Annotated in this window: 18 protein-coding genes; 11 read left to right on the plus strand and 7 right to left on the minus strand. The window is 41.2% G+C overall.

From position 1 onward, the window contains the following. The first annotated feature begins 1 nt into the window (after nt 1). The 9 genes from ACM0OP_RS12885 (at nt 2) to ACM0OP_RS12925 (ending at nt 7,294) form a co-directional block, all read left to right on the plus strand. Nucleotides 2-256, plus strand: a complete 255-nt coding sequence (locus ACM0OP_RS12885; RefSeq protein ID WP_414528811.1) for a hypothetical protein — start codon at nt 2-4, stop codon at nt 254-256. After that, nucleotides 241-702: a type II toxin-antitoxin system VapC family toxin gene (locus tag ACM0OP_RS12890; RefSeq protein ID WP_414528812.1), complete on the plus strand. Its 462-nt coding sequence runs from the start codon at nt 241-243 to the stop codon at nt 700-702. The genes ACM0OP_RS12885 and ACM0OP_RS12890 overlap by 16 nt, the downstream gene beginning before the upstream one ends. 119 nt (nt 703-821) lie before the next feature. Beyond that, a complete protein-coding gene (locus ACM0OP_RS12895; protein ID WP_414528813.1) occupies nt 822-2,120 on the plus strand; it encodes a restriction endonuclease subunit S in 1,299 nt (432 codons plus the stop codon). A 25-nt stretch (nt 2,121-2,145) separates the two neighbouring features. Beyond that, nucleotides 2,146-2,355, plus strand: coding sequence for a hypothetical protein (locus tag ACM0OP_RS12900; protein ID WP_414528814.1), 210 nt, complete (start codon nt 2,146-2,148; stop codon nt 2,353-2,355). Nucleotides 2,356-2,386: 31 nt separating this feature from the next. Then, the gene (locus tag ACM0OP_RS12905) at nt 2,387-2,722 is read left to right on the plus strand and encodes a UPF0175 family protein (RefSeq protein ID WP_414528815.1); all 336 of its coding nucleotides are present in this window, start codon (nt 2,387-2,389) and stop codon (nt 2,720-2,722) included. Further along, entirely contained in the window at nt 2,719-2,889 is a 171-nt protein-coding gene (locus ACM0OP_RS12910) for a hypothetical protein (protein WP_414528816.1), read from the plus strand. The genes ACM0OP_RS12905 and ACM0OP_RS12910 overlap by 4 nt, the downstream gene beginning before the upstream one ends. A gap of 84 nt (nt 2,890-2,973) precedes the next feature. Beyond that, a complete protein-coding gene (locus ACM0OP_RS12915; RefSeq protein ID WP_414528817.1) occupies nt 2,974-3,237 on the plus strand; it encodes a DUF3368 domain-containing protein in 264 nt (87 codons plus the stop codon). Nucleotides 3,238-3,249: 12 nt separating this feature from the next. After that, nucleotides 3,250-6,444: a type I restriction endonuclease subunit R gene (locus ACM0OP_RS12920; protein ID WP_414528818.1), complete on the plus strand. Its 3,195-nt coding sequence runs from the start codon at nt 3,250-3,252 to the stop codon at nt 6,442-6,444. Nucleotides 6,445-6,562: 118 nt separating this feature from the next. Then, complete coding sequence (locus ACM0OP_RS12925; RefSeq protein ID WP_414528819.1) at nt 6,563-7,294, plus strand: M48 family metallopeptidase; 732 nt, start codon at nt 6,563-6,565, stop codon at nt 7,292-7,294. 151 nt (nt 7,295-7,445) lie between these two features. On the opposite strand, the gene ACM0OP_RS12930 is transcribed toward ACM0OP_RS12925, so the two are convergent. Continuing rightward, nucleotides 7,446-7,682 carry a hypothetical protein gene (locus ACM0OP_RS12930; RefSeq protein WP_414528820.1) on the minus strand — a complete coding sequence of 79 codons (237 nt, stop codon included), beginning with the start codon at nt 7,680-7,682 and terminating at the stop codon, nt 7,446-7,448. Nucleotides 7,683-7,849: 167 nt separating this feature from the next. Between ACM0OP_RS12930 and ACM0OP_RS12935 the strand changes: the two genes are divergently transcribed. Together ACM0OP_RS12935 and ACM0OP_RS12940 are read left to right on the plus strand one after the other, a co-directional pair. Continuing rightward, complete coding sequence (locus ACM0OP_RS12935) at nt 7,850-9,739, plus strand: pentapeptide repeat-containing protein (protein WP_414528821.1); 1,890 nt, start codon at nt 7,850-7,852, stop codon at nt 9,737-9,739. Between the two features lie 135 nt (nt 9,740-9,874). Beyond that, a complete protein-coding gene (locus ACM0OP_RS12940) occupies nt 9,875-10,525 on the plus strand; it encodes a tyrosine-type recombinase/integrase (protein WP_414528822.1) in 651 nt (216 codons plus the stop codon). 228 nt (nt 10,526-10,753) lie between these two features. On the opposite strand, the gene ACM0OP_RS12945 is transcribed toward ACM0OP_RS12940, so the two are convergent. The 6 genes from ACM0OP_RS12945 to ACM0OP_RS12970 all read right to left on the minus strand — a co-directional run bounded on the left by ACM0OP_RS12945 (nt 10,754) and on the right by ACM0OP_RS12970 (nt 13,987). Beyond that, nucleotides 10,754-10,966, minus strand: a complete 213-nt coding sequence (locus ACM0OP_RS12945; RefSeq protein ID WP_414528823.1) for a type II toxin-antitoxin system Phd/YefM family antitoxin — start codon at nt 10,964-10,966, stop codon at nt 10,754-10,756. Beyond that, nucleotides 10,963-11,094: a hypothetical protein gene (locus ACM0OP_RS12950; protein WP_414528824.1), complete on the minus strand. Its 132-nt coding sequence runs from the start codon at nt 11,092-11,094 to the stop codon at nt 10,963-10,965. Before ACM0OP_RS12950 ends, ACM0OP_RS12945 begins: the two co-directional genes overlap by 4 nt. A 107-nt stretch (nt 11,095-11,201) precedes the next feature. Further along, entirely contained in the window at nt 11,202-11,657 is a 456-nt protein-coding gene (locus ACM0OP_RS12955; protein WP_414528825.1) for a hypothetical protein, read from the minus strand. A gap of 1 nt (nt 11,658) precedes the next feature. Then, the gene (locus ACM0OP_RS12960; RefSeq protein ID WP_414528826.1) at nt 11,659-12,438 is read right to left on the minus strand and encodes a ParA family protein; all 780 of its coding nucleotides are present in this window, start codon (nt 12,436-12,438) and stop codon (nt 11,659-11,661) included. 238 nt (nt 12,439-12,676) lie between these two features. Further along, nucleotides 12,677-13,039 carry a hypothetical protein gene (locus tag ACM0OP_RS12965; RefSeq protein ID WP_414528827.1) on the minus strand — a complete coding sequence of 121 codons (363 nt, stop codon included), beginning with the start codon at nt 13,037-13,039 and terminating at the stop codon, nt 12,677-12,679. Between the two features lie 135 nt (nt 13,040-13,174). Further along, nucleotides 13,175-13,987 (minus strand): peptidylprolyl isomerase, encoded by an 813-nt coding sequence (locus tag ACM0OP_RS12970; protein WP_414528828.1) that lies wholly within the window; start codon nt 13,985-13,987, stop codon nt 13,175-13,177. Nucleotides 13,988-14,257: the final 270 nt, after the last annotated feature.

Genomic DNA, 14,257 nt, shown 5'->3' on the forward strand with positions numbered 1-14,257 from the left:
AATGAGCTTTTCAATTGAGCGCGTTTTAAATGAAATTAATCAATTAAGTTTAGGGGAACAAATGCAGGTATTAGAGCATTTGGTGAAGCAGATTAAGCAATCTGTTGATTCGGTTGCGGTAACTCAAAAGCCTAAGCATAAGGTGACTGATTTTTATGGGATAGCTCCCAATTTGTTAGGGGGTGAAGATGCTCAGGTATGGGTAAATCAGATACGGGATGAGTGGGAAGAGCGCGAAGCATGGAGACAGCTTTAATGAAACTCAATGATGCTTTGCAGGGTGTGAATAAAGTTTTTTTGGATACATCTCCTGTAATTTATTATGTGGAAGCTGTACCTGCTTTTGCTGAGGTAGTACGGGGGATATTTGCTCTGATAGGGAAAGGGCAAATGCAAGGGGTAGTATCTCCTGTAACCTTGGCGGAATGTGTCACTTTACCTATTCGTTTAGGACAAGTAGAGTTACGAAAAAGATTTACAGATTTATTGACGGCTACGGATGGCATTGTATTAGTAAATATTGATGCCGCAATTGCACAACAAGCGGCTGAGTTACGAATTTGCTATGGGTTGAAATTGCCGGATGCGTTGCAGGTAGCAGTAGGAATTTGTGCTGGTTGTGAGGCTTTTTTAACGAATGATGTGGCTTTGAAGCGGGTGACAGAGTTGCAAGTTTTAGTTTTGGGTGAGTTGGAAGTTTAAATTATGGGTGTTTATGGAAGAGATTGATATTAAGAAAATGCAATCTGCAATTAATTTGTTAGAGGATGAGTTGGCGAAAATCAAAATTAAGATGAGTGAGTATTTAAAGGAAATTGGATATGCGATATAAGTATCCATCAGAATGGAAAATATCGCTTCTTGATGACGTAACGGATAGAGGAAGTGGTCATACTCCAAGCCAAAGTAATTCTGAGTATTGGAATGGTGGAATAAAATGGGTTTCTCTCGCCGATTCATCAAAGTTGGACAACTTATTTATTGCCAATACTGATAAAGAGATATCTGTTCTTGGATTAAAAAATTCTTCCGCAGTTAAGCACCCTGCTGGAACAGTTATTCTTTCAAGAGATGCTGGCATTGGCAAAAGTGCAATATTAAAAGAAGACATGGCAGTAAGCCAGCATTTTATCGTATGGCGATGCTTGCCGAAAGAAATTATTTATAATGTTTACTTGTATTATTGGCTTCAATTGATGAAGCCTGAATTTGAGAGAATGGCGGTTGGCTCTACTATTAAAACTATTGGCTTACCATATTTTAAAAAGCTAAAGATTGCTTATCCACCTATAAAAGAACAACGTAAAATCGTTGAGATTCTCAGCAGTTGGGATAAAGCGATCGCACTCCTAGAGAAACTCATCACCGCCAAGCGTAAGCTAAAGCAGGGGCTTATGCAGCAGCTATTGACAGGGAATAAGCGGTTTAAGGAGTTTGGTCTTCCTATTTTGTCCGAAGAATATATCCCAAATACATGGAGTAAAGTACCTCTAAAAGAAGTTGTTACAAAGGAAAAATACAGCTTTACGGGTGGACCATTTGGTTCAAATCTTAAAGCAGAGCATTACACCGATTATGGAGTAAGAATTATTCAACTCCAAAATATTGGAGATGGTAAATTTAATGATGAATATAAAATATTTACTACAAAAGAAAAAGCTGATGAACTTATTTCTTGTAATATCTATCCTGGTGATATAATTATCTCAAAAATGGGTGATCCTGTTGCACGAGCGTGTTTTATTCCAGATTCAGACACAAGATTTTTAATGGCATCAGATGGCATTAGATTAAAAGTTAATAAATCAAGATTTGATCCCATTTTTCTACTAGAGCAAATAAACTCTCCTATTTTTCGCAAGATAGCAATATCTCATAGCACTGGCTCAACTCGCCAAAGAATCGGTTTAGACGTTTTACGGGAACTACCTATATTAGTTCCACCTATCGAGGAGCAAAAAAAACTTGCCTCTGTATTTTCTACTATAAATCAGGAAATCTCAAACCTAGAAAAACAACTCGCCGCCTACAAACAACAAAAACGCGGATTAATGCAGCAACTATTAACAGGTAAAAAACGAGTCAAAGTAGATGAAGCCCTAAAGCTAGAAGTAGAATAAAATTATCCGCCATTTTACCCCCATCATGACTATCTCAGAACTCGAACAACAACTTTTACAGCTTTCCCCCAACGATAAACTGCATATTATTCAACTTCTCGCCCAAAGTATGACCACACAAAGTAACAACAACAACCCAGAATATCCTCAGCCTCAATTCTCTGGATGTATCCCAGACGAAACATTTTTCCGCCATCCCCCAGGAGAACAAGCACAACGAGAAGCCATTCTATGAAATTCCTGCTAAATATTAACACCTGTAACGATTGGCTAGAAAATATCGTCTCACAAATTACCGCTATCACTTAAAAATTTCGGAAATTATGACTAAAATAGAATTTACCATTCCCATTCACTCTGTTAATAATACTATCAGAGAAGAAGCAGAAAATAAAGCCAAAGAAGCTTATGTAATGACTCTACTAAAATATGGAGAAATTAGCAGTGGTAAGGCTAGTCAATTACTAAGAATTTCTCGGTTAGACGTAATAGATTTAATGTCTAAGTATGAGATATCTATATTTGACGATAGTATGACCTTAGACGAATTTCAGCAAGAGGTTAATCAGGCAAAAATGAAATTACCAGGCAATAATTCATGATTGTTGTCTCAGATACAACCCCATTAAGTGAACTTTCTAAAATTGATAAATTAGACTTGCTTCAGGCTGTTTTTGGTAGAGTAATAATTCCTCAACAAGTCTATGCAGAATTAACAACGGGGAATCATCCCGCAGTTTTAGCTGTAAAATCAGCCTTATGGCTATAAGTTTGTTCTATAACTAATAACCAACTCATCGAAAAATTACAATTAGAAACAGATTTAGATTTAGGAGAATGTTCGGCAATTATTTTGGCAGAAGAATTAAAAGCAGATCAACTTTTAATTGATGAAAAAGCTGGGAGAAAAGTTGCTATTAGTAGAGGCTTGCCAATTATTGGTTTAGTTGGAGTGATTATCTTAGCAAAAGAGCAAAAATTAATTGATAATGTCAAGGATATTTTAGATGATTTAATCAGTAAAGGCACAAGAATCAGCCCCAAAATTTATGATTATGCTCTAATTACAGCAAGAGAAATTTATGATTATGCTCTAATTACAGCAAGAGAAATTTAAAACAATCTGACAATGAACCTATCCCCAAGTGACTGGCTAGAAAATATCATCTCCCAACTTCCCGCCCTGACTCTTCTGCAAAACATGGGCTATGAATATCTTACACCCCAAGAAGCCCTAGCCAAACGTGGGGGAAAACGTTCTAAAATTGTCCTAGAAGAAATTCTCACAGCCCAACTAAGTAAACTGAATCGAATTGAACACCGGGGTCAAACGCACCCCTTCAGTGAAATCAACATCCAAAAAGCCGTCGCCGCCATCAGTCAGTTTACTTACGACGCACTTTATACCACCAGTCAAGAACTCTACAATTTGCTCACTCTGGGTAAAAGCCTAGAGCAAATTATTGACGGTGATAAAAAAAGTTACCCCCTACAATACATTGACTGGCACAACCCAGCCAATAACGTTTACCACATCAGCGACGAATTTGAGATAGAACGCCGCAACAGTACCCAAACCCGTCGCCCCGACTTAGTGCTATTTGTCAATGGCATCCCCCTAGTAGTAATTGAATGCAAACGCCCCGATTTAAAAGACGCATTAAATCAAGCCATCAATCAACAACTAGAGAATCATTATTCTGATAATATTCCCCACTTCTTTTGTTTAACTCAACTGCTGCTAGTTGTCTGCCAAAACGCCGCTAAATACGCCACCACTGCCACCAATAAAGAATTTTGGGCTGTTTGGCAAGAAGAAGCCGCCGCAGAATTAGACCAACAACTGTATCCACTGGTAAATACTCCCCTCTCCCCAACTCAACAAGAAAAATTGCTCCTGTGGAGGGAACCTTGGCAACAACAGAAAATCCAAGAAATCTGGGATGCTGGAGAACGTCAAGTATCTGCCCAAGACCGTACTCTTTTCAGTCTCTTAACTCCCCAACGCTTACTAGAACTGATATTTGGTTACATTATCTTTGATGCTGGGACAAAAAAGATTGCCCGTTACCAACAATACTTTGCGGTCAAAGCCACCGTGGAACAGGTGAAAAAAGTCCGGGGTGATTCCTCTCGCCAAGGTGGACTAATTTGGCACACCACCGGTAGTGGTAAATCCTTAACAATGGTGATGCTGGCCAAAGCCTTGTCGTTAGAAAAAACCATCCTCAACCCGAAAATTATTCTCGTCAACGACCGGATTGATTTAGATCGGCAATTAAAAGACACTTTTTTAAATTGTGGTGCAAAAGTTATCCGCGCCAAAAATGGGCAACATCTGCTGAAATTAGTCAATGATTCTAAGGTGGAAATCATCACCACAGTGATTGACAAATTTGAGACGGTGGCACGGGAAAAAGCCAAGAACCAAAACCGTGACATTTTTGTACTGGTTGATGAATCCCACAGGTCACAATATGGACAAATTCATGCCCAGATGAGAATTGTGTTTCCCCAGGCTTGCTATATCGGTTTTACCGGGACACCACTGTTAAAAAAACAGAAAAACACCGCCAAAAAATTTGGCGGGTTGATTCACACTTATACCATGCCCAAAGCGGTAGCAGATAAAGCTGTAGTCCCTCTATTGTACGAAGGGCGGGAGAGTGAATTTCAAAATACCCAAGCCGTAGATAAGTGGTTTGAACGCATTACTAAAACACTCAATGAACAGCAAAAAGTTGACTTAAAACGTAAATTTAAAAGTGCTGAACCCCTCTATGAGGCTGAATCACGCATGGCAGAAATTGCCTATGATATCAGTGAGCATTTTAGTGAACATTTTCAGGGGACGGGTTTAAAAGGACAATTTGCTACATCGAGTAAACGGGCGGCAATTCAATACAAAAGGCTGCTAGATAAATGGGGGAAAGTCCGAGCCGAAGTGATTATTTCCCCACCGGATACCCGTGAAGACCACGACAGCGTAGATGAAGCTGATATCTCGGAAGTCCAACGGTTCTGGAAAGATATGATGGCTCGTTATGGGACACCAGGAAAATACCAAGAAACACTGATTAAAAAGTTTACAGATGGGGATGGAGAAGATGACCCTGAAGTTCTTATAGTGGTGGATAAACTCTTAACTGGCTTTGATGCCCCCCGCAATGCTGTTCTCTATGTAGATAAACGATTAAAAGAACATAATATCCTGCAAGCGATCGCTCGTGTAAATCGGGTATTCCAGGGTAAAGATCATGGACTGGTGATTGACTATCGGGGTATCTTTGGTGACATGAACAACGCCTTGGATCTCTACGCTAAATTAGAGCAAGAAGGATTTGACAGAGAAGATGTTGTTGGTGCATTAGTGAATGTGCAGGTAGAAATTGACAAACTCCCTACCCATCACGCGGCTGTCTGGGATGTCTTCAAACAAGTCCCCAACCAGCGCGACCCCGAAGCCATGCAACAATGGCTTTATCCCCAAGATAGGCGGGATGCTTTCTATGAGGCATTGAGAGACTTTGCCAAAACCCTACAACTAGCACTGAGTAATTCCCGTTTCCAGGATACAACCCCAGAGGAGACTAAACAACGCTACACCCAAGACCTGAAATATTTTCTGAATCTCCGGGCTGCTGTTAAACAACGCTATGCCGAAACTATAGATTATTCCACTTATGAAGCCCAAATTAGAAACATGGTATTAAAGCAAATTGGGGCCCAAGAAGTTAAAACGATGATTCAGCCAGTAGATATTTTTGAATTAGACCGTTTTGAGGCAGAAATTAACGGCATAGAAGGAGAGGCGGCCAAAGCTGATGCCATCGCCGCACGGGTGAAAAAAGTCATTTCTGAGAAGATGGCAGAAGACCCAGTGCTATATCTGCGGTTGAGTGAACTGATCCAAGCTGCTATCAATGCCCACCGTGCCAAACGCCTTAGTGACTTGGAATACCTGAAGCTGATACAGGAATATCTAGAAACTGCCCGGAATCGTGGTGTTAGCTCAGTTCCCGCAGAATTGCGACACAGAGAACAAGCTCGTGCCTATTACAATGTGTTAAAAGAAAAGCTGACCGGGAAAGTAGATAATTTAGAATTGTTCACTAACCTAGCTATTGGCATAGACGATATTATCATTAAGAATACAGTCCGGGACTGGCACACCAACCAGGATATCCAAAACCGGATGCTGAATGATATCGATGACCTAGTGCATGAACTCAAGCCCAAATATGAGTTATTTATTCCTTGGGGAGAACTAGACGAAATCATTGGCAAAATCATCAACATTGCCAAACACTATGAAAGCAACTGAGTCTTAATGAAGGCAACACCATTCACATTGCCAGACACTATTAAATTAACTAAAACCCATAGCGTAGAGGACAGCAACAGCACCATTTTACTCTACGATATAGAGAGCAGAAAACAGTATGAAATTAATTGAAACCCATAGCGTAGAGTATGGCAACAGCACTATCTTATTTACTCTAGAATATAGAGAGCGGAAAACTCTCGGCATTGAAGTCCACCCAGATAGTAGCGTTGTCGTTAAAGCCCCCCATAACTCACCTTTAGAAGCTATCCAGACTAGAGTTAGCAAACGTGCCAGATGGATTACCAAGCAGCAACGGCAATTTGCCCAATATGCTCCCACATTACCCGCCCAGGAATATGTTTCTGGAGAAGGATATCGATATTTGGGTCGGCAATATCGCTTAAAAGTAATTGAGAGTAATCAAGAACGTGTGCGACTCTGGCACGGTAGATTAGAAGTTAGCACTCACAATCCCGAAAACAGTAAACAGATAGAGAATTTAGTCAAACGGTGGTATCGAGAACGCGCTGAACAAATATATCAGGAACGTTACCAGGATTGCATCCGCCTCGTAGCCCAATACGGAATTGACCATGAGAGAGGGTTTGAGCTACGCACCATGCACAAACGCTGGGGAAGCTGTACCAAAGAAGGTAAGATCATGCTCAATCCCATGCTGGTCAGCGCCCCTAAAGATTGCATTGACTATGTAATTATCCATGAATTGTGCCATATCCGTATTCATAACCATTCCCAAAGCTTTTACAAACTTTTAGAAACCATCATTCCCGATTGGCAAACTCGCAAAGATTACCTCAATACTCGCATTGAACTACGTTCTTTCTGAAAAATATGCAATTGAGGTGCGCTAACCTTGGCTTAATTCTTCCGGTATAGATTCTAGTGAGGTGCGCTAATCTTGGCTTAATTCTTCCGGTATAGATTCTAGTATAGAAAAATCGGTATAGACGCATTATTATGGTGTTCTAGCCTGAATGTCATAAATCAACTTGCAACCAGGATTTATACCTGATAGCAAGGTTCTTGAGGAAAGCAAGTTCCTCACCTTCAAGGTTGTTAAAAAGTCTGCGATATGTCCAACCACGCTCGTAACGACTTAGCATTTCTTCTGGAGTAAACCGATAGACATCTGCTGTTTGCCAACAGATTGCCTCCAGAAATGGTAATATTTCGGGTACAACAACAGGATCAATTGTTGGTGTTACGCTTGCCATAACTCTATTTAACTCTTTTGACTGTCTCTACCTTTCTTTCCTCATTCTACTTTTAGATTTAGATGTTGATCTATTTGAACCCAGCATCAAAACATTCCATTATTGCTGAAAAAACTAGAAAATTGCATACTCAAGCTAGAACATAAATCCGAATATCTACCAAACAAGTGACACACCAGGACTTCTCCCGTCAAAATCTTAGAGGTCGTTCCTTCAAAGGTCAAAACCTGGAAGGTGCAAATTTTAGTAAGGCAGATATTCGAGGGGCAAATTTTACAAATGCTATTCTCAAAGGTGCAAATTTTAGCGGTGCTAAAGCTGGACTACAGCGACATTGGGTAATTTTGTTGCTGATGGTTACATTAGTGCTTTTAGCACTAGCAGGGATTTACTTAGTCAGCTTTGGTTTATCAGTAGCATCATCTATATTTGACACCAAATACCCTGGAAGCGTATTCATGGGTTCAGTCTACCTGATTCTTGTAGGAGTTTTTTGTATTGTTACTGTTCGCAAGGGTTATACAACAGGTTTAAAGTCTCTGGCTGTTACTCTGGTCATTACCAGCCTCATAGTCCTTACGGTCGCTGTTGCCTTTCCTGGAACCTTTCTTAGTACCAGAACATCATCAAGAGGTTTAGTCCTTGCCTTTGCTTTAGTCTTTGCCTTGGTCTTAATATTATTTAGTATTTTTATTGGGTGGAGGATTCAAGGTAAACATGACAAAGATGATTGGCTCAACTCATTTGCTAATATCTTTGCTGCTACCGGAGGCACAAGTTTTCATGGTGCTAATTTGATTAATGCTGATTTTACTGGTGCAATTCTCCAAAACACAGACTTTAGAAAAGCAGACCTAAAACGTACTCGTTTTTATGAAGCCAAAAAACTCGAATTTGCCAGAGTAGACGGGACTATATTGGCTAACCGCGCTGTTCTAGACTTGCTTGTTACTTGCAACGGAAGGGGAAAATCCTATGCTGCTGCTAACTTAAGAGGTGCAAATCTCAAAGGTGCTGATCTGAGCAACGCAAATCTCAAAGGTGCTGATATTATTGTCGCCACTTTCGAGGGAGCTTGTTTAGAATGGGCAAACCTAACTATTACTCAAGCTGTGTATGCTGATTTTACTAATGCCCAAATGACTGGTGCTTGTATAGAAGCATGGAATATTGACAGTTCAACTAAGTTAGACAATGTTGATTGTCGCTTTGTCTATCTTCTAGAATATCCAAAGTTCGGAACTGATAACCGTGAATGCCGACCTAGTAGTGGTGAGTTTGCTCCTGGGGGTTTTAGCAAGTTATTTCAAAAGGCTTTAGAAACAGTTGACTTAATTTTTGCTGATGGTATTGACTGGAAAGCATTTCTTCTCTCTTTTCAAGAACTACAAGCTGAATATGGTGAAGAAAACTTATCAGTCCAAGCCATTGAAAAGAAAAGCGGAAGTGCTTTTGTGATCAGGTTGGAAGTTCCACCAGAAATTAATAAAGCAAAGATTGAACATCAGGCTAAGGAATTATATGAAATTAAGCTAAAGACATTGGAAGCAATTTATCATGAAAAACTACAAGCGAAAGATGAACAGATAACAATTTATCGTCAGGAGAATGCAAGTTTACATAAACTCATTGAAATAGTAGCAAATAGAAATATTCAAAATATTATTAATGTCACAGCTAACGCGGAGAATAATTCAATGTCAGAAACTTTCAACAATAACTTTAATCAACCTAACATCGCTAACTTTGCCAACAAAATTCAGGATGATGCACGTCAGCAAGCTAATCAGAATATCTACCAGTCACAGCAAAATCAAAATTTGGATACAACCAAAGAGGAAATTCAGCAAATTCTCAATCAATTAGCTCAAACTAACCCATCAACAGACGCTGCTACAGAGGTAATTCATCAAAAAATTAAAGCCGATCCAACTTTCAAAGCTAGGTTGCTAGCCGCACTGAAAGCAGGAGGATTGGAAACGCTGAAGGCAATATTTAACCATCCTGCTTTTAGTATTCCGGTTGAAACAATAAAAGGATATCTGGAAGCCGAATAGGTCACGTTTTGAGCAAAGTCAGGAAATTAAATTACTTCATCACCGTATTGAGAATTGTGTCAAAAATTAATGCCCTCGCTCCTGGAGTGAGTCGATACCTGCTACCATGATCAACCATCGGGGTAGACAGCCAATGTGAAAATCGACCGACACGGCAAAGCCAAAGTCCTTACACAACAAGAAATCCAGCGATTATTTACAGAAGGCTTGACCACTGTCAGAGATCGCACCCTTTGCGCTGTCATGCTGTACACAGGTTGCCGTGTTAACGAAGCTGTCACCCTAAAAATTACCGATGTCTACGACAAAAAAGGCAGAATTAGACCAGAACTAATCATCCGCAAAGGTAATACTAAGGGCAAACTAGCTACCCGCACTATTCCAGTGCTGGACGACTTAAGGCACTTCCTAGAACAATATCAACCCCCAACTACCAATGACGGATTTCTGTTTCCCGGTCGCTGGGGAAGGGGACACCTGCACTCGGACTCGGCAAGTATTATCTTCCGAGAAGGGTGTAAGCAAGTTGATATCGAAGGAGCAAGTACCCACAGCTTCCGTAGAACTTCCCTGACATTGATGAGCAACGCTGGCATCCCACTCAGGGTAATTCAAGAAATTTCCGGGCATCGTAACTTAGAACAGCTGCAACGATATCTAGAAGTGGAATCGTCACAGGTGCGCGGCGCGATCGCAGCATTGTCGATGCTGACACCAGTAGCAGCAGAGAGTAATACCAGCCATGAAATAAGTAGCACCAGTTCAATGGCGGAAACTGACGTATAGAAAGACGTATAGATCGTTAAATTGGCCTATGACGATCTAAAGGTAATGCCCCTGGGAGTCTGGGTTTGGAGACTAAATCTCTAATTTGCCTCGAATGGTTTTTTGGGCATGATTGGGGCTAGTTTTTTTTATCAGGTTTGAGCCAGTTTTCTACTTTTAAATGAGGAACACGGTCAAATTCACGAACATTGGCAGTAAATCATTACCCCTTTAAAACTCAATATCATCTCAGGGTAATAATCCTTCGTCCACATCGGCAAAGTCTTCGTCCAATGGTTCCAGGGTAGAAAGTGTTTCCAGGAGTGATTTTTTCTGAATGGGGGAAATAATGGCGAAGGGGATACCATTTTGGATGATGGTCAGGGGTTCACCTGTTTTTTGAGCTTGGTTAATTAGGTTTTGGACGGTTTCGGGAAGTTCTGCAAGGGTAATTTGTTTCATGGTAGTTTCTGGGGTGAGGGAGCTACTTTGACTGCTATTCTGGTTTTCTGGCTATCTGGTTTGCCAAATTTCTGGTTTAACGCCTCAATGATCACTGAAGTTACAGTAATCCCCTGCTCTTTAGACATCCAGTAGCGATCATCGCCTCCTCCAGACACCTAGCGATTGCCTCCGGCACAGCGCTCCGCGCTATCGCCTACGGCGGGCGCTTGCGCCATCACCTTCTCAACATCTATCACTTTGACGAGTTACTCAACATAGTAATTAACCGTTTAATTTGACCAACTCGCTTACGTTGGTCGTAGCGGCGCTTGGCTTCAGTGGTGATTTTTTCTAAAACTGCGTTATCGGCATTAGCAAAACTCCAAGCAGCTTCTAGAAATACCTCAACTGTGATGCCCCTGTCTTTACAAAAGCGTGTTAATTCTTGGTCGAGGTCTTTTTCCAGAACGATAGCTGAATGTCGTCGAGTTTCGGGGTATTTTTCGAGTTCGGTTTGGAGTTCGGCGATGGTGTCTCCTGGTGCAGCAGTTGGGTTCGTTGGTTCGGTAACTGGGCTAGTTTCCTGTGGTGAGTTTTGCTTGGGTGCTGAAGCTTGGGGTTGTACTTTCGGAACGAGTGCATCCTGGCGTGGTTCAACTGTGGAGCGATTGCGTTTGTTGCGTAGTTGGTTTAGTACATCATCTGACATTTTATTTATCCCCAAGTGAAGCGTGAATTTTGGCAATTAAAATTTCAAAAGGATATTCCAAGTCGGTATATCCCAACTGCGAGAGAGTTGTACGTTTGTTTATGGCTTGTTTATAGCGTTCTGATTCGCGGATTGAGGGTATAACTAACCCCTCGCCAACTTCATCACGCATTCCATCTACAGCCGCCCGACTTTCATGGGCTTGGGTGTTACCAAACCAGCGATCTCGGAAAGGTAAAACACCTAATACCTCAGCATTGGTTGCGCCGACATCTTGCAAGCCGCCAAGTAAGTCCAGCGTCCGCACCAGGGAACCGTAACCTTTGACCGATGCTTCGGCGGGGATAATCAAAAAATCTGCTGCGCCAATGACTGTTAAACAAATTTGCGATCGCTGGGGTGGGGCATCGATAATACAGACTTTGAATATTTGGCTGATGGCTTCTAATCGGCGCTTGAGTAAGGTTGCACCAACTCCACTGTTAGATAAATAATCTTGTACGGTATCAAGTTGGTCGTCGGCGGGGATGAGAAATAAATTGTCGTTGTCTTGAGTCGGGTAGATGCAATCGGATGGCGCGACTGTTTTTTTGAGAAATTCCAATAGGGTTGGTTGGTTAGGTTCTAACTCAAACCCCAGATAGGTGGTGAGATTATGTTGGGGGTCTGAGTCTAGCATCAAGGTGGGCAAGCCCTGGCGGGATAGCAGTCGCCCCAGGAACAGTGATGTTGTCGTCTTGCCCTGTCCGCCACTCAAGGAGCTTACGGTAATCGTCAACATATATATTTTTATTAATTAAGCTAATTAACTTAAACTAATTTATTTAATTTGTCAATTTATTAAGTTAGCTAATTAGCTATTTAAATTTATATAAAAAGCTAAATTTAGCTAATTAGCTTTTTATAGGTGAAGCAGAGATTCAGGGGTATTCCGCGATTTAGCCAAAAATCCTGGCTCTGATTGCTTTTCAGTGATCAATAAAAAGATTTGGTTCGTTTAAAATTTACCGATTCCCGTTCTATGGACATGAAAACACCCGCACTCCAGCAATACCCTTCTTTACTGAGCTTACAGCTTGTTGGTATGTCCGTTGCCATTTGATTTGTGGCGATTGTCCCAATTCTTCTGGTTCTTCTGGATGTTCTGGGGCATAAGGTGCGTTGTTCCAGATTCCAGAGTCTGAGAGTCCGGGAGTCGGGGAGGAAGTGGGGTCAATTAAACCTAAACCCAATAGGCGCAATCCTCTGGGATTTTCTACGTTAATGTAAACAAGTGGTTCTTGTTTATCAGTTGCAAAAGCGCTGCTAGTTGGGGATTGGGAACTTTCCTGCACCGACTCATTGACAGACTCCCTTAATCTTTCACTCTGAGAATCCTGCACCGACTCACGGAATCTCTCCAAAGAAAGGTGAGATCCTACGTCATAGTTAGAACCTTTGCTACTAACTAGCCACAGAAGATTGGAGTCTAGCTGTTGGAGTGGCGTTTTTCCTGGGGGTAGATTTAGTGGTTTTCACTACGTAACAGCGTGAACAATCAGTGGTGGGTCTGAATCCCCCACGTTCTTGATTCTGACGGGTGTATTCTGACGGATGTATTCTTCTTCAAATATAGTTAATTCTCTTTTGCTCATTTCCTCAGATAACCAATTATCAAATAGATGATTAAGGAGTGTAGAGCGCATGGCAGCATCTAATTGCGCGGGAATAAGCTTTTCCATTCGCACAATTACAATCCACTCATCAAGTCGCATTGGCGGCCACAACTGTCCTGGCTGGGAAATAGCTAGTTTTTGGGCTATTATTTGATGCGGTTGCGAGATAGGAACTGGACCTAGCATTCCCCCTGTTTGAGCTTCTGCTCCTTGTGAGTAAATTTTCGCGCATTCAGCAAAACTTTGTTCTCCTGCTTTGATGCGGAAGTATAGTTCTTGGGCTACTTCTGCATCAGATGTGCGAATTAGGGAATAAATAACTTTGTCTAGCTGCGATTTGTGTTGAAGGAAGTATGACTCTAGCTTTTGTCCCCAGGTGGCTTGCTTGAATTTTTCAATCCGCAGTTCTCTTGTGGCGGCAGTTTCTAGTTGTGCCTCGTTCATAGCGTTCTGCTTTAAGGCTGAAGCTTTTGTTTCTTTTGTAGTTATCTGATAATTCTGATAAAACTGCTCTATGGTGCTGGTTTTTTCTTCCGGGGTGAGTTCTATTGATGCGATCGCTTGATCTATGATTAGAAAGCGGCACAACTGGGGCAGCATTTGGTAACCTGCTAGCATGGGCAAAAGTTCTGCTGCTATAATAGTTTGGTTTCCAAATTGGAGAGTTTGTGCCATTGGGTGCGATTCGGTATTAGTGAGGAATGTACTGATAGTTTTTCTCTGGCATCATCAATTATATGTTTTTAATGAGACAATTGCAAGTAGAGTATTATTACGGATTTATCACTCTGTCAATGCGTAAGTATTAGAATATTGTATGACGACAATTAGCTTTCTTATTCTGTCAAAATAAATTTGACAGGCTCTGAAAATCTATAAGCTTTGCATTTTATAGCTGGGGAGTAGGGAGTAGGGAGTAGGGAGTAGGGAGTAGGGAGTAGGGAG

Source organism: Nodularia chucula CCY0103 (assembly GCF_963923915.1).
GTDB lineage: Bacteria > Cyanobacteriota > Cyanobacteriia > Cyanobacteriales > Nostocaceae > Nodularia > Nodularia chucula.

What these genes read in the sequence shown, in the direction of transcription:
- ACM0OP_RS12885 (WP_414528811.1), top strand. Translation starts at nt 2, where the DNA reads ATGAGCTTTTCAATTGAGCGCGTTTTAAATGAAATTAATCAATTAAGT.
- ACM0OP_RS12890 (WP_414528812.1), top strand. Translation starts at nt 241, where the DNA reads ATGGAGACAGCTTTAATGAAACTCAATGATGCTTTGCAGGGTGTGAAT.
- ACM0OP_RS12895 (WP_414528813.1), top strand. Translation starts at nt 822, where the DNA reads ATGCGATATAAGTATCCATCAGAATGGAAAATATCGCTTCTTGATGAC.
- ACM0OP_RS12900 (WP_414528814.1), top strand. Translation starts at nt 2,146, where the DNA reads ATGACTATCTCAGAACTCGAACAACAACTTTTACAGCTTTCCCCCAAC.
- ACM0OP_RS12910 (WP_414528816.1), top strand. Translation starts at nt 2,719, where the DNA reads ATGATTGTTGTCTCAGATACAACCCCATTAAGTGAACTTTCTAAAATT.
- ACM0OP_RS12920 (WP_414528818.1), top strand. Translation starts at nt 3,250, where the DNA reads ATGAACCTATCCCCAAGTGACTGGCTAGAAAATATCATCTCCCAACTT.
- ACM0OP_RS12925 (WP_414528819.1), top strand. Translation starts at nt 6,563, where the DNA reads ATGAAATTAATTGAAACCCATAGCGTAGAGTATGGCAACAGCACTATC.
- ACM0OP_RS12930 (WP_414528820.1), bottom strand. Translation starts at nt 7,682, where the DNA reads ATGGCAAGCGTAACACCAACAATTGATCCTGTTGTTGTACCCGAAATA.
- ACM0OP_RS12945 (WP_414528823.1), bottom strand. Translation starts at nt 10,966, where the DNA reads ATGAAACAAATTACCCTTGCAGAACTTCCCGAAACCGTCCAAAACCTA.
- ACM0OP_RS12950 (WP_414528824.1), bottom strand. Translation starts at nt 11,094, where the DNA reads ATGTCTAAAGAGCAGGGGATTACTGTAACTTCAGTGATCATTGAGGCG.
- ACM0OP_RS12955 (WP_414528825.1), bottom strand. Translation starts at nt 11,657, where the DNA reads ATGTCAGATGATGTACTAAACCAACTACGCAACAAACGCAATCGCTCC.
- ACM0OP_RS12960 (WP_414528826.1), bottom strand. Translation starts at nt 12,438, where the DNA reads ATGTTGACGATTACCGTAAGCTCCTTGAGTGGCGGACAGGGCAAGACG.
- ACM0OP_RS12970 (WP_414528828.1), bottom strand. Translation starts at nt 13,987, where the DNA reads ATGGCACAAACTCTCCAATTTGGAAACCAAACTATTATAGCAGCAGAA.